This is a genomic window from Streptomyces armeniacus (assembly GCF_003355155.1).
Classification (GTDB): domain Bacteria; phylum Actinomycetota; class Actinomycetes; order Streptomycetales; family Streptomycetaceae; genus Streptomyces; species Streptomyces armeniacus.
Window position 1 is genome coordinate 2,703,881 of sequence record NZ_CP031320.1, and the last position, 18,691, is coordinate 2,722,571.

Annotated in this window: 16 protein-coding genes and 1 tRNA gene; 4 read left to right on the forward strand and 13 right to left on the reverse strand. The window is 70.9% G+C overall.

Features of this window, described 5'->3' with window-relative positions; all coding sequences use genetic code 11:
• Nucleotides 1–208: 208 nt before the first annotated feature.
• From DVA86_RS11830 to DVA86_RS11845, 4 genes are all read right to left on the reverse strand, one after another.
• Nucleotides 209–1,666: a GH1 family beta-glucosidase gene (locus DVA86_RS11830; protein WP_208877987.1), complete on the reverse strand. Its 1,458-nt coding sequence runs from the start codon at nucleotides 1,664–1,666 to the stop codon at nucleotides 209–211.
• A gap of 181 nt (nucleotides 1,667–1,847) precedes the next feature.
• Entirely contained in the window at nucleotides 1,848–2,684 is an 837-nt protein-coding gene (locus DVA86_RS11835; RefSeq protein ID WP_208877989.1) for a carbohydrate ABC transporter permease, read from the reverse strand.
• Nucleotides 2,685–2,696: 12 nt separating this feature from the next.
• Entirely contained in the window at nucleotides 2,697–3,611 is a 915-nt protein-coding gene (locus tag DVA86_RS11840) for a carbohydrate ABC transporter permease (RefSeq protein WP_208877990.1), read from the reverse strand.
• Between the two features lie 211 nt (nucleotides 3,612–3,822).
• Nucleotides 3,823–5,145, reverse strand: coding sequence for an ABC transporter substrate-binding protein (locus DVA86_RS11845; protein ID WP_208877991.1), 1,323 nt, complete (start codon nucleotides 5,143–5,145; stop codon nucleotides 3,823–3,825).
• A 179-nt stretch (nucleotides 5,146–5,324) separates the two neighbouring features.
• Here DVA86_RS11845 and DVA86_RS11850 point away from each other — a divergent pair, with 179 nt between their 5' ends.
• Both DVA86_RS11850 and DVA86_RS11855 read left to right on the forward strand, forming a co-directional pair.
• Nucleotides 5,325–6,356 carry a LacI family DNA-binding transcriptional regulator gene (locus DVA86_RS11850; RefSeq protein ID WP_208877993.1) on the forward strand — a complete coding sequence of 344 codons (1,032 nt, stop codon included), beginning with the start codon at nucleotides 5,325–5,327 and terminating at the stop codon, nucleotides 6,354–6,356.
• 241 nt (nucleotides 6,357–6,597) lie between these two features.
• Nucleotides 6,598–7,161, forward strand: coding sequence for a M23 family metallopeptidase (locus DVA86_RS11855; RefSeq protein WP_208877995.1), 564 nt, complete (start codon nucleotides 6,598–6,600; stop codon nucleotides 7,159–7,161).
• Between the two features lie 68 nt (nucleotides 7,162–7,229).
• On the opposite strand, the gene DVA86_RS11860 is transcribed toward DVA86_RS11855, so the two are convergent.
• The 5 genes from DVA86_RS11860 to DVA86_RS11880 form a co-directional block, all read right to left on the reverse strand.
• Nucleotides 7,230–7,727: an excalibur calcium-binding domain-containing protein gene (locus DVA86_RS11860; protein ID WP_245996508.1), complete on the reverse strand. Its 498-nt coding sequence runs from the start codon at nucleotides 7,725–7,727 to the stop codon at nucleotides 7,230–7,232.
• Nucleotides 7,728–7,887: 160 nt separating this feature from the next.
• On the reverse strand, nucleotides 7,888–8,205 hold the full coding sequence (locus DVA86_RS11865) for a DUF8129 domain-containing protein (protein ID WP_208877996.1): 318 nt from the start codon (nucleotides 8,203–8,205) through the stop codon (nucleotides 7,888–7,890).
• A 173-nt stretch (nucleotides 8,206–8,378) separates the two neighbouring features.
• Nucleotides 8,379–8,451, reverse strand: a tRNA-His gene (locus DVA86_RS11870).
• Nucleotides 8,452–8,544: 93 nt separating this feature from the next.
• Nucleotides 8,545–9,153 carry an oligoribonuclease gene (orn, locus tag DVA86_RS11875; RefSeq protein WP_208877997.1) on the reverse strand — a complete coding sequence of 203 codons (609 nt, stop codon included), beginning with the start codon at nucleotides 9,151–9,153 and terminating at the stop codon, nucleotides 8,545–8,547.
• Nucleotides 9,154–9,346: 193 nt separating this feature from the next.
• A complete protein-coding gene (locus tag DVA86_RS11880; protein ID WP_208877999.1) occupies nucleotides 9,347–10,672 on the reverse strand; it encodes a helix-turn-helix domain-containing protein in 1,326 nt (441 codons plus the stop codon).
• Nucleotides 10,673–11,433: 761 nt separating this feature from the next.
• Between DVA86_RS11880 and DVA86_RS11885 the strand changes: the two genes are divergently transcribed.
• On the forward strand, nucleotides 11,434–11,955 hold the full coding sequence (locus DVA86_RS11885) for a universal stress protein (protein ID WP_208878001.1): 522 nt from the start codon (nucleotides 11,434–11,436) through the stop codon (nucleotides 11,953–11,955).
• A gap of 370 nt (nucleotides 11,956–12,325) precedes the next feature.
• Here DVA86_RS11885 and glmS read toward each other — a convergent pair whose 3' ends face one another.
• Entirely contained in the window at nucleotides 12,326–14,149 is a 1,824-nt protein-coding gene (glmS, locus tag DVA86_RS11890) for a glutamine--fructose-6-phosphate transaminase (isomerizing) (RefSeq protein WP_208878002.1), read from the reverse strand.
• 119 nt (nucleotides 14,150–14,268) lie between these two features.
• On the reverse strand, nucleotides 14,269–14,547 hold the full coding sequence (locus tag DVA86_RS11895) for a hypothetical protein (RefSeq protein ID WP_208878003.1): 279 nt from the start codon (nucleotides 14,545–14,547) through the stop codon (nucleotides 14,269–14,271).
• 204 nt (nucleotides 14,548–14,751) lie between these two features.
• On the opposite strand from DVA86_RS11895, the gene DVA86_RS11900 reads away from it, so the two are divergent.
• Complete coding sequence (locus DVA86_RS11900; RefSeq protein WP_208878004.1) at nucleotides 14,752–16,398, forward strand: beta-N-acetylhexosaminidase; 1,647 nt, start codon at nucleotides 14,752–14,754, stop codon at nucleotides 16,396–16,398.
• A 78-nt stretch (nucleotides 16,399–16,476) separates the two neighbouring features.
• Here the strand turns inward: DVA86_RS11900 and DVA86_RS11905 are convergent, their stop codons facing one another.
• Both DVA86_RS11905 and DVA86_RS11910 read right to left on the reverse strand, forming a co-directional pair.
• Nucleotides 16,477–17,502: a DUF4429 domain-containing protein gene (locus tag DVA86_RS11905; protein WP_208878005.1), complete on the reverse strand. Its 1,026-nt coding sequence runs from the start codon at nucleotides 17,500–17,502 to the stop codon at nucleotides 16,477–16,479.
• Nucleotides 17,503–17,524: 22 nt separating this feature from the next.
• Nucleotides 17,525–18,688: an acyl-CoA dehydrogenase family protein gene (locus tag DVA86_RS11910; RefSeq protein WP_208878006.1), complete on the reverse strand. Its 1,164-nt coding sequence runs from the start codon at nucleotides 18,686–18,688 to the stop codon at nucleotides 17,525–17,527.
• Between the last annotated feature and the right edge of the window lie 3 nt (nucleotides 18,689–18,691).

Consider the following 18,691-nt stretch of genomic DNA (forward strand, 5'->3'; position numbering starts at 1 on the left):
GCCCCGGCACATTGAAAAAAAAAATTAGGCGTCGTTCGCTCATTATGCGTCGACCGCTATTTCTGACTCTCTCTTCGTTTTTTTTTTAAGGACACGACGGCCACCAGACGCTACACTTGGGCCTCCGGCGGCGGGGTCAGATGTGTTTAGGAGACAGGCCTCTCGCGGCCGTACCGGCCGGCTGCCGCTGCGGGGGGTGCCCCTGCCGTTACGGCTCGGGCACCTCCGGCAGCCGTCCGGTCCCGGCCAGCTCCGCGTACCACTCGGCGCTGGCCTTCGGGACGCGCTGCTGCGTCTCGTAGTCGACGCGTACGATGCCGAACCGCCTGCTGTAGCCGTACGCCCACTCGAAGTTGTCCAGCAGCGACCAGAGGAAGTAGCCGCGTACGTCCGCGCCCGCCGTCATCGCGTCGTGCACGGCGGTGATGTGCTGGTGCAGGTAGCGGATGCGCTCCGGGTCCTGTACGCGCCCGTCGGCGTCCGGCTTGTCCTCGTACGCGGCGCCGTTCTCCGTGACGTACAGCGCGAGGCCGGGCGCCTCGCGGGAGAAGCGGAGCAGCAGCTCCGTCATGCCGGTCGGGTCGATGCTCCAGCCCATGGCGGTCTGTTCGCCGGGGGACTGGTGGAACGCCACCCGGTCGGCGCCCGGCCACGGCGAGTGCGCGCTGGCGCCGTGCCCGTCGCGGCGCTCGACGTCCGCGTCGTCCGCCGTGACGGCGGAGACCAGCGACGGCGTGTAGTAGTTGAGGCAGAGGCCATCGAGGGGCTGTCCGGCGATGTCCAGGTCCCCGTCCCGTACGTGGGACCAGTCGGTGATCCGCGCGGTGTCGGCCATCAGGTCCTCGTCGTACCGGCCGTGCAGCATCGGCCCCGTGAACACCCGCGTGGCCAGCGCGTCGATCCGGCGGGCCGCGTCCTGGTCCGCCTCCGAAGCCGAACGGGCCCGTACGTGCGCCGGGTTGAGGCTCACCGACAGCTGCGCGCGCCCCGGCAGCGTGGACCGCAGCTGCCGGGTCGCGAGGCCGTGCGCCAGGTTGAGGTGGTGCGCGGCGCGGAGCGCGGCGGCCGGGTCCGTACGGCCGGGGGCGTGCACGCCGGAACCGTAGCCGAGGAACGCGCTGCACCAGGGCTCGTTGAGCGTCGTCCACATGTCCACGCGGTCGCCGAGCGCGTCGGCGACGAGCTGGGCGTAGTCGGCGAACCGGTACGCGGTGTCGCGCTCCGGCCAGCCGCCCGCGTCCTCGAGCTCCTGCGGCAGGTCCCAGTGGTACAGCGTGAGGACCGGAGTGACCCCCTTCGCCAGCAGCTCGTCCACCAGCGAACGGTAGAAGTCCAGCCCGCGCTGCACGGCCGGGCCGCGCCCGGTCGGCTGGACGCGCGGCCAGGACACGGAGAACCGGTAACCGCCCATGCCCAGCCCGGACATCAGCGCGACATCCTGCGGGTAGCGGTGGTAGTGGTCGCAGGCGGTGTCGCCCGTGTCCCCTCCCTGCACCGCTCCCGGCGTGTGCGAGAACGTGTCCCAGATGGACGGCGTACGGCCGTCCTCCCGCGCCGCGCCCTCGATCTGGTACGCGGCGGTGGAGGTGCCCCAGACGAAGTCGGCGGGGAACTGGACGGGGCTGGCGGGGGATCCGCTGACGGGGCCGGCGGCGGGGTCGTTCATGGAAGCGCTCCCATTCGTGCTCGCAGTGAGTTCGTGATCGCGGTGAAGAGAGGACTGAGCGGTGCAGCGGTGCAGCGGGCCTGAAGCTGTACTGCGGAACTGAGCGGTGCTGACTGAGCGTGCAGGAGGCGGTGCGGCGGCCCGGCCGCGCGTACGGTCGGCGGCCGGGCCGCTGGGTCGGTCAGCCCTTGACGGCTCCCTGCATGATGCCCCCCACGATCTGCTTGCCGAACAGCGCGAAGGCGATCAGCAGCGGCAGCGTGCCGAGCAGCGCGCCCGCCATGATCACGGACTGGTCGGGGATGTAGCCCCGGCCGAGCCCGGTCAGCGCGACCTGGACGGTCGGGTTCTCCTGGGTCAGCGCGATGATCGGCCAGAAGAACTCGTTCCACGCCATGACGAACGTCAGCATGCCCAGCACGGCCATCGCGGGACGCGCTATCGGGAAGACGACGTGCCAGACGACCCGCAGGCTGTGCGCGCCGTCCACCCGTGCCGCCTCGATGAGTTCGGTGGGCAGCGCGCTGATCAGGTACTGCCGCATGAAGAACACCCCGAAGGCGCTCACCATCATCGGCAGGATGACCGCCTGCAGGTGGTTGGTCCACTCCAGTTCGGCGATCGCCATGAACAGCGGCACCACGCTCAGCTGCGGCGGCACCATCATCGTGCCGATCACCAGCAGGAGCAGCAGGTTCTTGGCGCGGAACCGCAGCTTGGCGAAGGCGAAGCCGGCCAGGGTGGCGAAGAGGACCGTGGTCGCCGCGATCGAACTCGCCACGATCGTCGTGTTGAACAGCGCCTTGCCCATGTTGGCGTCGTTCCAGGCGGTCGCCAGGTTGTCGAACAGGTTGCCGCCGAACCACAGCGGCGGCGGAGTCTCGGCGAGCCTGGCGTTGTTGCGTGACGCGGCGATCGCCGTCCACACCAGCGGGAAGAGCGAGCCGAGGGTGAAGACGGCCAGCACCCCGTAGGTGACCGGACCGCCGTGCAGTTGCTTACCGGCGCGTCGTGCCATGGCGTATCCCCCTCAGTGGCTCTTCTGGAGCCGTCGGGCGATCAGCCAGTTGACCAGGCCGATCACCACCAGGATCAGGAACATCGTCCAGGCGATCGCGGAGGCCCGGCCGAGATGGAAGTTGAACCAGCCCTGCTCGTACAGGTAGAGGCCCAGGGTCTGGTACTGGTGCGAGGCCCCGCCGGTCTGGGTGCCGCCGAACAGCAGCGGCTCACCGAAGAGTTGGGTCGCGCCGATGGTCGAGACGACGACGGTGAACAGGATCGTCGGCCGCAGCGACGGGATGGTGACGTGGATGAACTGCTGCCAGCGCGTGGCGCCGTCGAGCGCGGCCGACTCGTACAGGTCGTTCGGCACGGCCTGCATGGCCGCGAGATAGATCAAAGTGTTGTAGCCCGTCCAGCGCCAGATCACGATGGTGGAGATGGCGATCTGCGAGGACCAGGTGCCGTTCTCCCAGTCGATGTTGTCGATGCCGACCGAGCCGAGCGCCCAGTTGATCATCCCGTAGTCGCGTCCGTAGAGCATCGCGAACACGAGCGTCGCGGCGGCCACGGAGGTCGCGTACGGGGTGAGCATCGCGACCCGGAAGAACATCGAGCCGCGCAGCCGGTAGTTGAGCAGATGCGCCAGCCCGAGCGCCATCAGCAGCTGCGGAACGGTCGAGATGATCCCGATGGTCAGCGTGTTCTGGAGCGCTTTCCAGAAGAACTCGTCCTCGAACAGCCGGGAGTAATTGTGCAGCCCGGCCCATTCCATCTGGGTCGGATTGTGCAGCGAGACCTTGTGCAGCGAGGCCCAGCCGGTATAGAGCAGCGGAAAGAGTCCGAAAGCGGCGAAGAAGAGGAAGAAAGGCGAGATGAACGCGTACGGGCTCCAGCGCGCGTCCCGCTGATAGCGGCGGCTGCGGCGGGCCGCGCGGCGCACGTCCCGTTCGCTTTCCGGGCCTTTGCGGCGCGGCGCGGCATTCCCCGGCTTTCCCGGGGCTCCCGGGGCTCCCGGTTCTCCGGGCCGCGCGTTCTCCGGCCCGGCGTCCTCGGGCCCTGCGTCTTCGGGTGTGGGCGGCGGCGGGACCGCGCCCCCCGTGGTGGCGGGGGGCGCGGTGCCGAGTTCCTCAGAGGTCATCGAGCGGCCCCGGTCACTCGTCGATCGCGTTGTCGATGGCCTTCACCGCCGCTTTCCAGCCGTCGTCGGGCGACTTGCCCTGCTGCTCCACCTGGAGAATGCCGACGTTGGCGAGCGTCTCCCCGATGACCTGGTCCTTCGGCCCGAGGATCGCGGTCGGGATGTCCTTCGCCGCGTCGGCGAAGATCTGCCCGATGGGTGCGCCGCCGAAGTACTCGTGCTTGGCGTTCTTCACCGCGGGCAGCTCGTACGCGGCCTGCGCGCTCGGGAAGCTGGCCTGCTTCTCGAACAGCTTGGCCTGCTGCTCGGGGGCCGTCAGCCAGGCCGCGAGCTTGACCGCCTCCTCCTTGTGCGGGCCCGCCTCGGGCACCGTGAGGAACGAGCCGCCCCAGTTCGCGGGCTTCGGCGCGGCGGCGACGTCCCACTGGTTGGCGCCCTTCTTGCCGGCCTTCTCCTTGATGTAGCCGAGCATCCAGGGCGGACACACGACGCTGGCGAAGTCCCCGTTGGCGTACGCCTGGTCCCACTCGGTGTCGAACTGCTTCAGCTTGGCGGTCATGCCTGCCTCGGCGGCCCGCATGGCGAGGTCCCAGGAGGTCTTGACGGCCGGGCTCTTCTTGTAGATCAGCTCGCCGCTCTTGTCGTAGTTCTTCTCGGCGTAGCTGGAGACGGAGCCGTTGTAGACACCGGCCGCGCCGTCCATGAAGTGCGTGCCCTTCGGCGCCTTCTTCATGTACGTCTCGCCCGCGTCCACGTACTTGGACCAGTCACCGGCCCACAGTTTGCCGACTTCCTCACGTTCGGTCGGCAGACCGGCCTTCTTGAACAGGTCCTTGCGGTAGCAGACGCCCATGGGACCGATGTCGGTGCCCACTCCGATGACCTTGCCGTCCTCGGTCTTCGCCTGGTCCCATTTCCACGGCAGGTAGCTGTCCTTCTTGACTCCGGACTCCTTGCCGAGATCCACGAACTTGTCGGCCTGGATGCCGGCCAGTTCGTTGATGTTGGCGACCTCGACGGCCTGGATGTCCTGGAGGCCGCTGTTCGCGGAGAGGTGGTTCAGCAGCGCGGGGTAATAGTCCTCGTTGCGTTCGGTGGAGTTCTCCTTGATCGTGACGTTGGGGTGCAGCTTCTCGTACTCGTCGTACAGTCCGGCCTGCTTGTAACCGAAGACCCCGAAGACGCCGATGGAGAGTTCGACCTTCTCTCCGTCACCGCCCGCGGAGTCCGGTTCGCTGTCTGAAGAACACCCCGCGAGCAGCCCGGCGCCGAGTGCGGCGGCCAGACCGATCGCGGCCAGGCGGAACGAGGATGTGCGGGTTCTGCTGCTGTGCATCGCAACCTCCCGAACGTACGGGACATGAAGGGGAAGACCGGCTTGGGAGCGCTCCCATGTGTGATGGCTTGAAGAGTTACGGACCCAGCGCGGAGTGTCAAGGGTCACGCAGTGATCGCCGCACAACGTGATGTAGTTGAATGATTCTGTTATCGGGGGCCCGGATCGGGGAGCTGTGCATGAGAGCGGTAGGCGGGCGCCGCGGCGGCAGGCCGACACTGGAGCAGGTGGCACACCGTGCGGGCGTGGGGCGCGGGACCGTCTCCCGCGTCATCAACGGCTCACCCCGCGTGAGCGAACGTACGCGCTCCGCGGTCCTGCGCGCCGTCACCGAACTGGGTTACGTGCCCAACCGCGCCGCCCGCGCCCTCGCCGCCGGCAGCACCGACGCCATCGCCCTCGTCGTCCCCGAGCCCGAGACCAGGCTGTTCGCGGAGCCGTACTTCTCCGGCGTCCTGCGCGGTGTCAGCGCCGAACTCGCCGACACCGACATGCAGTTGCTGCTGACCCTCGTACGGGACCAGCGGGAGCGCGACCGCTTCGCGCAGTTCGTGTCGGCGCACCGCGTCGACGGCGTGCTGCTGGTGTCCGTACACCACGACGACCCGCTGCCCGACCTGCTGGAAAGCATCGAGATGCCCGCGGTGCTGAACGGCCGCCGGTCCCGGGGCGAGTCCGTGCCGTACGTCGACTCCGACAACTCCGGCGGTGCCGCACTGGCCGTGGCCCACCTGGCCGGACAGGGTCGGCGGGCCATCGCGACGATCACCGGGCCGCTGGACATGTACGTGGCGCAGTGCCGCCTCGAGGGATACCGCGACGCGCTGAACGCGGCTGGGCACGCGCACTCCGACGCGCTGGTGGCGCACGGTGACTTCACCGAGCGCGGCGGCCACCGCGCGATGCGTGAACTGCTCGAACGCGCCCCCGAGGTGGACGCCGTCTTCTGCGCCTCCGACCTGATGGCCGTCGGCGCGCGGATCGCGCTGCGAGAGGCGGGCCGTACGGTGCCCGGCGACGTGGCGCTGATCGGCTTCGACGACTCCTCGATCGCACGTCAGATGGACCCGCCGCTCACCACCGTGCGGCAGCCGATCGAGGAGATGGGGCGGACGATGGCGCGGGTGCTCCTCGACGAGATCAAGGAGCGGTCCGCCGACCGGCCGCACGTGGTGCTCCCCACGGAGCTGGTACGCCGCGGCTCGGCCTGACCCCGGCCTGGCCCAGCCTGACCCCGGCCTGAGCTGGGCCTTGCCCGGGACTGTCCGGACCCTGCCCCGGCATCACCGCGTCCGCCCGGGTGTCACATCGCGTTCCGTCACTCTGACGGACAGTGTCCGGATGCGCCCGTGCGACCGCGGGCTTTTGCTCGCTGATATGGATTCAGCGACTCGACGCTCGATAGCACCACTCCGTCGCGCGGTCTGCGGCACGCTGACCGGCGCTCTGGTCATGGGCGGCAGCTGGGGACTGGCCGGGGCGGGCACGGCTGCCGCCACGCCCGGCGCGTTCGACGACCCCGTGGGCAACTCCGAACCGTACGCGGTCAGCGGCCCCTGGCAGGTGCACAGCGCACACGTCTACGGGAGCTGGCCGGCCGGTCCGCCCGGCTCCTGGTCCAGCCCGGTGGTCAACTTCAAGGTCTCCGCGCCCTACGGCGTGCGCGGGGGCTGGGCCGCCGGCCACCACACCGGCATCGACCTGGCCGTGCCGGTCGGCACCCCCGTGCGTTCGGTCGGCGCGGGCACCGTGGTCTTCTCGGGAAGCTCCGGTTCGTACGGGAAGGTCATAACGGTCCGCATGGCGGACGGCAAGTACACCCTGTTCGCGCACCTCTCGAAGCGCCACGTGGGCAAGGGCGACCGGGTGAAGGCCGGCACCGTGCTGGGCAAGTCGGGTAACACCGGGCGCAGTACGGGCCCGCACCTCCACTTCGAGGTCCGTACCAAGCGGAGTTACGGCTCCGACATCAACCCGGTGGCGTATCTGGCGGAACGCGGCGTCCACATCTTGTAGACACTCCGCGGCTCCGTACCCGCGCCCCGGCCCCGCGCACCCGCGCGGGGCCGGGGCGTTCGCGTGGGTCAGGTGTCGCAGCCGGTGCCGTCGCCGTCGCGGTCGAGGTGGCTGTCGTAGCCCGGCTCGCCGCGGTGGACGGGGGCGGCTCCCTGGGCGCGGGCGTCGGCGCAGTTCTCGTAGTACACGTCGCTGTCGCCGCCCGTGTCTCCTCCGGTGTCCCCGCCGGTGCCGGGGCCCGGCTGCTCCGTGACGGTCTCGGTGACCTTCACCTCAACTCTCCTGGTCTCGGTGACGGTTGGGCCCGGTTCCGGCTTCCGCTGCTTCGCCGCCTGTGGCGTCTCGGTCGCCGTCACGGTGGCGGTCGGCGAGGGGCCCGCCGAGTTCTCGCCACTGCTCCCGTCCTCGTCGTCCGCGGCCATCAGGGCGCCGGTACAGGCGAAGGTGAACGCCCATACGGCGGCGATGACCAGCCAGAACTTCCCGCGCCTGCGCATCTGCCCGTGCGGCGCCCAGGGTCGGGGCGGCGGGGGAGGCGGCAGCTGCGGTCCGGGGTGGTGGCTCATGTGCGCGCTCCGGAATCTCGTGGAGTGGAGCGGGGGGTATCCAGGAGAGACCGCCGAACCCGGGAAAGGGTTGTACGCAGGGTGCCGGGCCGTGACTCCGTACGCACGGGACACGGCCGCCGCTCACACACCCCGTCGGAGCGCGCGTCGCGTACGCCCGTCAGACGTCGTGAACGCCGTGCCGGAGCGGCGGTGACGGCTCGGCGCTGCTGTCCGGAGAGACCGGCGAGCCGCCGCGGGCGGCCTCCGGCCGGTCCGAGTGCTCGGCCTCCGGGTCACCGGACGAGGGCTCCGCACCGGCGTCGAGCTGCCGCAGCCGCGCTGTGAGCATCTCGACGACCTGCGGCCGGTTCGCGTGCGCGCGCTCGTAATCGAGCAGCCGCCGTACGTCGTCCCCGGCCAGCGGCCGTATGCGGTGTTCCAGGCCGGCGACCGGCAGTTGGTCGTAGTCCGGCAGGGGCAGATCCTGTCCCGTCATGTGCTTCCGACCTCCTCGACTGCGTCGGCCCCCGCCCTCCCAGTGTCACCGAGGTGCCCGCACCGCACCAAGCGGAGGACGGGTGGACGACGGGCAGGGGACAGGCAGAGGGCGGGCGGAGGAAACGACGGAGGCCCGGCCGGGTGTCCCGGGCCGGGCCTCCGTACGAGGAGGGTGAATGACGGGACTTGAACCCGCGACTTCCTGGACCACAACCAGGTGCTCTACCAACTGAGCTACATCCACCATGACCGGCACTTTCTCCCGGCCGTGAATGAGTGTACAGGGTCGGCCGGGGTGCTCGCGCACGGGTTTCGGTGCGGCTCCCGTCACGTGCGGTCAGGCGCCGTCCGGGGGCAGGGCGTGCCGAGCCGCGATCTTCTTCGCGGTGTCGGAGTCGGGGCCCGGCTGCGGTACGAACACCGCCTCGCGGTAGTAGCGGAGCTCGGCGATGGACTCGCGGATGTCCGCCAGGGCGCGGTGATTGCCCTTCTTCTCCGGGCTGTTGTAGTACGCACGCGGGTACCAGCGGCGGGCCAGCTCCTTCACCGAGGAGACGTCCACGATCCGGTAGTGCATGTACGACTCCAGGGCCGGCATGTCCCGGGCGAGGAAACCGCGGTCGGTGCCGACCGAGTTCCCGCAGAGGGGCGCGCGGCCCGCCTCCTTGGCGTGCCGGCGTACGTAGTCGAGGACCTGCTGCTCGGCGTCCTCGAGCGTGGTCCCCTGGTCCAGCTCGGCGAGCAGTCCGGAGGCGGTGTGCATCGCGCGCACCACCTCGGGCATGGAGTCCAGCGCTCCGGACGGCGGGCGGATCACGATGTCCACGCCGTCACCCAGTACGTTCAGCTCCGAGTCGGTGACGAGAGCCGCCACCTCGACAAGTGCGTCGTCGGCCAGCGAGAGCCCCGTCATCTCGCAGTCGATCCACACCATGCGATCGTTCATGCGCTCACCCTACGTCGCCAGGTCGGGGACGGCGCCGGTGCGGTCGGAGACGCGGTCCGGACACGTCCGAGGTGCGGCCTGCGGCCTGCGGCCCGGTGTGCCGCGTGCCGTGTGCGGCATGCGGTGTGCCGAGGCGGTGGCGGACGGCGGTGTGGGCGCCGTCCCTGCGCCGGTTGCCCGGCGGCGTACCGCCTTACGGCGACACCCCCCAGCTGCGGCCGCGCTGCCGGGGCAGCCTCGGCGCCCACGCGTCCGACTCCGGCTTGCCCGGCTCCGCCGCGCGCCCCTCCGCGCCCGACCCGCCGGCACCGCCCGGACCCCCTGGCCCGGCACCCCCGGCGCCCTGGGGCGGCCCGCCGCCCGGAACGCCGGGCGGCGGTGGTGCGCCCGGCGCCGCGCCGGCGCCCGCCTCGGCCTCCCGCTCGGCGGCGGCGGCCGCTGCCGCGGCCTCCTTGCGCGCCTCCGGGACCCGCGTCTCGTCGCCGCCTTCCGGCCGCCGCGCCCGGTACGCGGCGCGGTACGCCGCCGGCGAGGCACCCAGCTGCCGCCGGAAGTGCCCGCGCAGGGCGACCGGCGAGCGGAACCCGCAGCGCCCCGCGACCTCGTCCACCGAGTAGTCGGAGGTCTCCAGCAGCCGCTGCGCCTGCAGCACCCGCTGTGTGATCAGCCACTGCAGCGGAGCGCTCCCGGTGAGCGACCGGAACCGCCGGTCGAACGTGCGGCGGCTCATGTACGCGCGGGCCGCGAGCGTCTCGACGTCGAACTGCTCGTGGAGGTGCTCCAGCGCCCAGGCGACCACTTCGGCCAGCGGGTCGGCGCCGATCTCCTCCGGTAAGGAGCGGTCCAGATGGCGCGGGTGCCCGGTGTCCACGCCGTTGCTGCGGCGCGGCGGCACCACCAGGCGCCGGGCGAGCGCGCCGGCCGCCTCGGCGCCGTGGTCCGTGCGTACGACGTGCAGGCACAGGTCTATGCCTGCCGCGGTTCCGGCGGAGGTGAGGATGTCGCCGTCGTCGACGAACAGCTCCCGCGGGTCGACGTGCACGGCGGGATACCGCTTGGCGAGCGTCGGTGCGTACATCCAGTGGGTCGTCGCCGGCCGGCCGTCCAGCAGCCCCGCAGCGGCGAGCACGAAGGAGCCGGTGCAGAGCCCGATGATCCGGGCCCCCTCCTCGTGCGCCCGGCGCAGCCCGTCCAGGGCGGCGGCCGGCGGCGGCTGGGTGATGGAGCGCCAGGCGGGGACCACCACGGTGCCCGCCCGGGACAGGGCGTCCAGCCCGTACGGCGCGGAGAGCTCCAGCCCGCCGGTCGTGCGGAGTGGGCCTTCCTCGCCGGCGCAGACCAGCAGGCGGTAACGGGGGACCCCCGCGTCTTGCCGGTCTATGCCGAATACGGAGAGCGGTATGGAGCTCTCGAAGATGGGTCCGCCACTGAACAGCAGCACGGCGACGATCTCGCGCCGACGGCGCGCGGCCAACTTGCGGGCGGTCGGCGCCGGACCGTTCGTGGAGTCCTGGCTCATTGGACCTAAGCCCCCCTCAATCGTCGCGTCCTCTCGGTCCTGCACTTATCCCCCGCGGCGATAGCCAAGATCGAATCTACTGCGTCGGACGAGGCCGGAGTGACAACTTCGACACTCGACGTTATGTCGACAAGGCAACTTGGCGTAAAGCATTCGATCACGAAGCGTTCCACTCGGCGGGCCCGTTGGGTAGTACGCATCCGGCGCATGCCCTGTCAGCGTAGGGTGCACAGGCCCGAAGCGCTCCTTTCTGCCCTGGTGGCGGCGGTGTTGAGGGTAGTCGTCGGCAAGCCGTGTGCCACACGCAGAAGTTGGCCGAAAAACGTAGGGGATCAGTGCCCGGGAGGCTGATGCCACCGGCGTACGCCCCCTGGTGCACGCTCCTTCGTTTCCGGTGGTCGGCGACGGACGCGCGCAGGTCGGAGCGGGCGTTCGGCGCGGTGACCACGACTGCTGTACGTACGGAGTACCCGAGCACCTGTAACTGTAGGGACACGGAGCGTTTCCCGTGAAGGCGGGGTGGGGGCGCGAGGGGGTGTAAGGGGCGCAGCGGGGCATTGCGCAAAGGCCCGCGCTCGGGCATGCTCCGGGGTCAGCCCGCCTCCGGGGACCGCGCCGGGCGGTCCTGGGCAAGGGGGGAGTGCCGCCGTATCCTTGGGGTAAGGGTGGGGAAAGATAATTCCCAGTCGTAATTTCGATCGCTCGCCCCACAAAACAACCACCGTTCCCTCCGCAAGAGGACTCCCTGCGCCGAGACACCCATGGCTGGACACGAGATCCCCGAACCCGCGGACCGCAAACAGGTCGCCGATCCGACGGCCACGCCTGATGTGGCGGAAAGCGCGCGCCATTCCTGTGACCCGGCGTTCCAGCACGGTGTCGTGGTGGGCTTCGACGGCTCCCTTTCCAGTGAACGGGCCCTGGCATACGCGATCGGCATGGGGCGGCGCACAGGCTCCGGCCTGATCATCGTCCACGTCGCGAACCGGCTGCCCACCACCGTGTGGGCCGGGTGCGAGCCGCCTGTCTTCGTGGACGTGCCGGACCACCGCACCGAGGTGCTGGGGCTGGAGCTTGCTTGCGCGGACCATCTCTCCGAGGTGCCGTGGATCCTGGTCGAGCGGGGCGGGGACATCTGCCACGAGCTGGAAGAGGTCGGGCAGGAGTACGAGGCGGACGCCATCGTCGTCGGCTCGACGCACGGCCTGGCCGGGCGGCTGTTCGGCTCGGTCGCCGGGCGGCTGGCGCGCCGCGCGCAGCGCCCGGTCGTCGTGGTGCCCTGAGCCCGCGGCCCGAGCCCACCGCCGTACGCGCTCGCGCGGCCTGTGCCCGCTGCCGTACCTGGGCCCGCCGCCGTACGCCCCTGCCGTACGGGCCTCCGTACGCACCCCGCCGCCGTGCGCGCCGACTTCGCGCCCCCGGGGTCCCCGGATTTGCCTCGACGAATCTGTTCTGACATGTGGATTGTGCGCTTGTGACGGGCATATAGAGGACAGCGCGCTGCCGACCGGGAGGTGACGGTCCCGGGAACGGCAGCCCACCCGCCGGCGTTTTGGGCAACGCCGGCATCGGGAGGCGGACTCCCGCGCGGTTGGTGGCCCGCGCGGGAGTTTCGCCGTCTCTCCGGTGTCTCCGGCTACGGCAGGCCGAAACTCACTCCACCGTCACGGACTTGGCCAGATTGCGCGGCTTGTCGATGTCGCGGCCCAGTGCCAACGCCGTGTGGTAGGCGAAGAGTTGCAGCGGGATGCCCATCAGGATCGGGTCCAGCTCGGGCTCGTTCCGCGGCACCACCAGCGTGTGGTCGGCCTTCTCCTGCTCCCCGTGCGCGAGGGACAGGATCGTGCCGTTGCGGGCCTTGATCTCCTCCAGCGTCGCGCGGTTCTTGTCCAGCAGGTCGTCGTCCGGGAGCACCGCGACGGTCGGCACCGCGGGCTCGATGAGCGCCAGTGGGCCGTGCTTCAGCTCGGAGGCCGGGTACGCCTCGGCGTGGATGTACGACACCTCCTTGAGCTTCAGCGACGCCTCGCGCGCCACGGGGTAGCCGCGCACCCTGCCGACGAACATCATGCTGGCTGCCTGCGCGTACTCCGCGGCCAGCTTCTCGATCCGCGGCTCGTCCGCCACGATCTCGGCGATCTGCCCCGGCAGCGCCCGCAGCCCCGCGATGATCCGCTTGCCGTCGGCCACCGACAGGTCGCGGATGCGCCCCAGATGCAGGGCCAGCAGCGCGAACGCGACGGCGGTGTTGGTGAAGCACTTGGTGGAGACGACGCAGACCTCCGGCCCGGCGTGCACGTACACGCCGCCGTCCGTCTCGCGCGCGATCGCGGAGCCGACGACGTTCACCACCCCGAGTACGCGGGCGCCCTTCCGCTTCAGCTCCTGCACGGCGGCGAGGGTGTCGTACGTCTCGCCGGACTGGCTGACCGCGATGTAGAGCGTGTCGGGGTCGACGACCGGATTGCGGTAGCGGAACTCGCTGGCGGGCTCCGCATCGGCCGGGATACGCGCCAGCTCCTCGATCAACTGCGCGCCGATCATGCCCGCGTGGTACGCGGAGCCGCAGCCGAGGATCTTCACGCGGCGCACGCCGCGCGCCTCGCGGGCGTCGAGATTGAGCCCGCCGAGGTGGACGGTCGCGAACCGGTCGTCGATACGGCCGCGCAGCACCCGGTCCACCGCGTCGGCCTGCTCGGCGATCTCCTTGTGCATGTACGTGTCGTGGCCGCCCATGTCGTACGACTCCGCGGCCCACTCGACCGTCTCCGGCGAGGTGGAGGTGCGCGAACCCTCGGTGGTGTACGTGCGGTAGTCGTCGGCCTTGATCGTCGCCATCTCGCCGTCGTCCAGGGTGACCACCTGGCGGGTGTGCGAGACGAGCGCCGCCACGTCGGAGGCGACGAACATCTCGTGCTCGCCGATGCCGAGGACGACCGGGGAGCCGTTGCGGGCGACGACGATGCGGTCCGGGAAGTCCGCGTGCAGCACGGCGATGCCGTACGTGCCCTCGATGTGCCGCAGCGCCTCCCGTACGGCCGCCTCCAGCGTGTCCGCCCCGTCCGCGCCGGCGCGCGCGACGAGATGGGCGAGCACCTCGGTGTCGGTGTCGGAGGCGAGGGTGACGCCGTCGGCGGCGAGCTTGGCGCGCAGCTCGGCGGCGTTGTCGATGATGCCGTTGTGGACGACGGCGACCTTGCCCTCGCCGTCGAGGTGCGGGTGCGCGTTGGCGTCGTTGGGCGCGCCGTGGGTGGCCCAGCGGGTGTGCGCGATGCCGGTGGTGCCGGCGAAGCGCTTGGGGATACGGGACTCGAGCTCGCGTACGCGGCCCTGCGCCTTGGCGGTCTTCAGCCCGGAACTCCTGCTCTGGATGGCGATGCCCGCGCTGTCGTAGCCCCGGTACTCGAGGCGCTGCAGGCCCTCCAGGAGCAGGGGGGCGACGTCGCGTTTCCCGATATATCCAACGATCCCGCACATGCGCTTCTCCTCGGCAGTCGTGTCGGTGCTGTGTGCTCGGTGCTTCAGGGGCTCGGTGCTCCGGGGGTTCGGTGCTCCGGGCTGGGGGTCCGGGGCCCGGTGGCAGCCCGGCGGCCGGGTCAGCCGTAGACGATGCGGCGCAGCTGCCGCTGGGACAGGCCGGGCGGCGCCACGGCGCGGTACGGCAGTTCGGCGGCGATCCGCTCGAAGATCCGCGCGTTCCGCAGTCCGCGGGACTGCAGCTCGCGGTGGCGGCGGCGGACGAACTCCTCGGCTGTCTCGTCGAAGTACGCCAGTACGTCCAGCACCACGCGCGCCGCCTCGCCGCGCGGGAGCGCGGTGGTGCGGGCGAGATGGTCGATGAGGTCGTCGTGGATCGGCACAGGGCGTTCGAGCACCCGTCGATACTGCGGGTTCGGAGGTCGATTCGCAAGAAACCTGCCCGATTCCGGGCACGGTATGAACCGGGCGGAGCAAGAAATTGGTCTACACCTTGACCGCCGCCGGGGTGCGCGGTACGAGTGTGACCACCAGTAGCTCCAGCACGTGCCCCACGCACCAGCCGTGACATCACCGTGAACGAGGACCCGAAGGGATCGCTCGTGAGACGCATCTGGCCCACGCTGTTCTGTGCCGCGCTGCTCATCACCGCCGTACCAGGCTCCGTTTCGGCGACCGCCGCTGCCGCCGCCCCCGGTACCTCCGGTACGTCCGGAACGGCCGCCGCGGAGCCACGCCCCCTGGACCACGTCGTCCCCGCGCCCGCCTCCGTGGCGCCGAAGGGCGACCCGTACACCCTCACCGAGCGGACTGCCATCCGCGTCCCGAAGGGCTCGGACGAGGCGCGCGAGACAGGCGAGCAGCTCGCCGAACTGCTGCGCCCCGCCACCGGGTTCGAGCTCCCCGTGACCACGGCCGGGCGCGGCGGCCACACCGCCCGCGCCGACGACACCGCCCGCGCCGACGACGACATATCGCTCCAGCTCACCGGAGCGGAGCGGCTGGGTGCCGAGGGCTACCAACTGGACGTGTCCGAACGCTCCGTGGTCATCCGCGCCGGCACGCAGGCCGGTCTCTTCCACGGCGTCCAGACGCTGCGCCAGCTGCTGCCCGCGAGCATCGAGGCGGACACCGCCCAGTCCGGACCGTGGCAGGTCGCGGGCGGCCGGATCACGGACACCCCGCGCTACGACTACCGCAGCGCCATGCTGGACGTCTCGCGGCACTTCTTCACCGTCGACCAGGTCAAGCGCTACGTCGACCAACTCGCCCTGTACAAGATCAACAAGCTGCATCTGCACCTCTCCGACGACCAGGGCTGGCGCATCGCCATCGACTCCTGGCCGCGGCTCGCCGAGTACGGCGGCAGCACCCAGGTCGGCGGCGGCGAGGGCGGGTACTACACAAAGGCCGACTACGCCGAGATCATCCGCTACGCCGCCGAGAAGCACCTCACCGTCGTACCCGAGATCGACATGCCGGGGCACACGAACGCCGCCCTCGCCTCGTACGCCGAGCTGAACTGCGACGGCGTCGCACCCCCGCTCTACACCGGCACCGAGGTGGGCTTCAGCTCGCTGTGCGTGCCGCTGGAGCGCACGTACGACTTCGTGGACGACGTCGTACGCGAGCTCGCGGCGATGACCCCCGGCCCGTATCTGCACATCGGCGGCGACGAGGCGCACTCCACGAGCCACGAGGACTACGTCGCGTTCATGAAGCGGGCGCAGCAGATCGTGTCGAAGTACGGGAAGACGGTCATCGGCTGGCACCAACTCGTCGGCGCGGAACCGGTCGAGGGCGCCGTCGCGCAGTTCTGGGGGACCTCCCCGGACGAGCCGGAGGTCGCGGAGGCGGCGCGGAACGGCACCAAGCTGATCCTGTCCCCGGCCAACCGCTCCTACCTGGACATGAAGTACAACGAGGACACCCCGCTCGGGCTGACCTGGGCGGGCTACGTCGAGGCGCAGCAGTCGTACGACTGGAACCCCGGGACGTACATCGAAGGCGCGCCGTCCGAGGCGGTGCTGGGGGTGGAGGCGCCGCTGTGGTCGGAGACGCTGGAGACGAGCGACCACATCGAGTTCATGGCGTTCCCGCGGCTGCCGGGCGTCGCCGAACTCGGCTGGTCTCCGGAGGAGTCGCACGACTGGGAGGCGTACCGGGAGCGGATCGCGGAGCACGGGGAGCGCTGGGAGGCACTAGGCATCGACTACTGGCGCTCGCCGCAGATCCCGTGGACCGACTGATCCCGTGGACCGACTGACGGAACCGACGGGCTGACGGACTGACGGACTGACGGGCCGACGGGTTGACCGGCGTACGGGCTAGAAGCGGGCCAGCACCGCCGACTTGGCCGCCGCGAACTCGTCGTCCGTCAGCACCCCGCTCTTGTGCAGCTCTCCGAGCTCGCGGAGGCGGCGCAGCAGCCGGTCGTGGTCGTCGTCACCGCCGCCCGCGGCGGTGCCGGCGGCCCCGCCCGTGCAGGCGGGGTCCGTACGGTCCGGGGTGCCGTCTTTGGCCGGCGCGAGGGCCGGCCCGGCGCCCGTACCGGCAGCCGCCACGGACGGAGAGCCGCCGTCCGCACCCGCGTCCGGCGCCGTCTCGGCCCCGGCGGCACCGGGTGCGCCGGACGCGCCGGACGCGGCCGGGTGCGGCAGCCGCGCCGTGACCGCCGCGGCCAGCAGCACCGAGCCGCCGGTCTCGCGGGCCTGCCGGATGCCCCACAGCAGCAGGCAGTTGGGGTCGTGCTGCGGCTTCACGGTCGCGTGCGTGCCCTTCGGACGGAAGCGGAGGCTGCCGTTCTCCCAGCCGGTCGCGGGGGTCCACTCCACCGCCGCCAGCTCCCGCAGCGCCAGCGTCCGCGGGCCGCCGGACGACTTGCTCTCCTCCGTGAGCCAGTTCCACTCGATCTGCACGCGCTCCCCGTCGAAGGAGGCCGTGCCGTCCGTGCCGGCGGCGGTCAGCGGCACGGACGGGCCCGGCAGCAGATAGCGGTCGCAGGGGGTGTCCGGGACCTGCTCCAGCAGCAGGGCGTTGCGGACCTCGTCCACGAAGTATTCGGCGACGCCCGCCCGGTCCGTCTCCACCGCCAGCTGGTACGGGTCGGCCGCGTCGGTCAGCCGCCCGCTGGCCACCTGCGCCAGCGGGTCCGCCCCCTCGCGCAGGCGCAGCCGCAGGCGGCCGCCCTTGCGCCCGGCCTCGTACGCGATGCCCGCCACCGCCGTGAGCGGCACGGCGACCTCACCCAGCGACCTGCGCAGCTGGTGCACGCCCTTCCAACTGCCCGGGACGATACGGACGGTGCTGCCGTCGAAGGTCCAGGTGCCCGCGCGCTGGATGATTTCCGCCATCCGGCCATTATCCCCGGGTGGTTCAGCCGACGCCCAGCTCGCGCGCGATCAGCATGCGCTGCACCTCGCTCGTGCCCTCCCCGATCTCCAGAATCTTGGAGTCGCGCCACATGCGCGCGACCGGGTACTCGTTCATGAAGCCGTAGCCCCCGTGGATCTGTGTGGCCTCCCGGGCGTTGGTCACGGCGATCTCCGAGGAGTACAGCTTCGCGACCGCGGCCTCCTTCTTGAACGGCTCGCCCGCGAGCAGCCGCGAGGCGGCGTCCCGCCAGGCGACGCGCGCCGTGTGCGCCCGCATCTCCATGTCGGCCAGCTTGAACTGGATGGCCTGGTTCGCCCCGATCGGCTTCCCGAACGCCTGACGCGTCCCGGCGTACGCCACCGACTCGTCGACGCAGCCCTGCGCCAGCCCGGTGGCCAGGGCGGAGATCGCGATGCGGCCCTCGTCGAGTATCCGGAGGAACTGGGCGTAGCCGCGGCCCTCCTCGCCCAGCAGGTTCGCCGCGGGGACCCGCACATCGGAGAAGGACAGCTCGCGGGTGTCCGACGCGTTCCAGCCGACCTTGGAGTAGGGGGCGGCGACGGTGAAGCCGGGGGTGCCGGAGGGGACGATGACCGTGGAGATCCGCGGCGAGCCGTCGTCCTTGCGGCCCGTCACGGCGGTGACGGTCACCAGCCCGGTGATGTCCGTGCCGGAGTTGGTGATGAAGCACTTGGTGCCGTTGATCACCCACTCGCCGGTCTCCTCGTCCCGGACGGCGGTCGTACGGGTGCCGCCCGCGTCCGAGCCGCACTCCGGCTCGGTCAGCCCGAACGCCCCCAACTGCTCGCCCGAGCACAGCTTCGGCAGCCACTCCCGCTTCTGCTCCTCGGTGCCGAAGCGGAACACGGGCATCGCGCCCAGGGAGACGCCGGCCTCCAGGGTGATGGCCACGGACGAGTCGACGCGGGCCAGCTCCTCCAGCGCGAGGCAGAGCGCGAGATAGTCGCCGCCCATCCCGCCGTACTCCTCGGGGAACGGCAGCCCGAACAGGCCCATCTCGCCCATCTGCCGGACGATGTCGTACGGGAACTCGTGCCGCTCGTAGAACTCCCCGATCTTCGGGGCCACGACGTCGTGCGCGAACGCCTCGACGGTGCGGCGCAGTTCCTCGTGCTCGGGCGAGAGGCGGTGGTCAAGAGACATGGC

Coding starts and splice junctions, on each gene's coding strand:
- DVA86_RS11830 (WP_208877987.1), bottom strand. CDS start 1,666: ATGAACGACCCCGCCGCCGGCCCCGTCAGCGGATCCCCCGCCAGCCCC.
- DVA86_RS11835 (WP_208877989.1), bottom strand. CDS start 2,684: ATGGCACGACGCGCCGGTAAGCAACTGCACGGCGGTCCGGTCACCTAC.
- DVA86_RS11845 (WP_208877991.1), bottom strand. CDS start 5,145: ATGCACAGCAGCAGAACCCGCACATCCTCGTTCCGCCTGGCCGCGATC.
- DVA86_RS11850 (WP_208877993.1), top strand. CDS start 5,325: ATGAGAGCGGTAGGCGGGCGCCGCGGCGGCAGGCCGACACTGGAGCAG.
- DVA86_RS11855 (WP_208877995.1), top strand. CDS start 6,598: ATGGGCGGCAGCTGGGGACTGGCCGGGGCGGGCACGGCTGCCGCCACG.
- DVA86_RS11860 (WP_245996508.1), bottom strand. CDS start 7,727: ATGAGCCACCACCCCGGACCGCAGCTGCCGCCTCCCCCGCCGCCCCGA.
- DVA86_RS11865 (WP_208877996.1), bottom strand. CDS start 8,205: ATGACGGGACAGGATCTGCCCCTGCCGGACTACGACCAACTGCCGGTC.
- orn (WP_208877997.1), bottom strand. CDS start 9,153: ATGAACGATCGCATGGTGTGGATCGACTGCGAGATGACGGGGCTCTCG.
- DVA86_RS11880 (WP_208877999.1), bottom strand. CDS start 10,672: ATGAGCCAGGACTCCACGAACGGTCCGGCGCCGACCGCCCGCAAGTTG.
- DVA86_RS11885 (WP_208878001.1), top strand. CDS start 11,434: ATGGCTGGACACGAGATCCCCGAACCCGCGGACCGCAAACAGGTCGCC.
- glmS (WP_208878002.1), bottom strand. CDS start 14,149: ATGTGCGGGATCGTTGGATATATCGGGAAACGCGACGTCGCCCCCCTG.
- DVA86_RS11905 (WP_208878005.1), bottom strand. CDS start 17,502: ATGGCGGAAATCATCCAGCGCGCGGGCACCTGGACCTTCGACGGCAGC.
- DVA86_RS11910 (WP_208878006.1), bottom strand. CDS start 18,688: ATGTCTCTTGACCACCGCCTCTCGCCCGAGCACGAGGAACTGCGCCGC.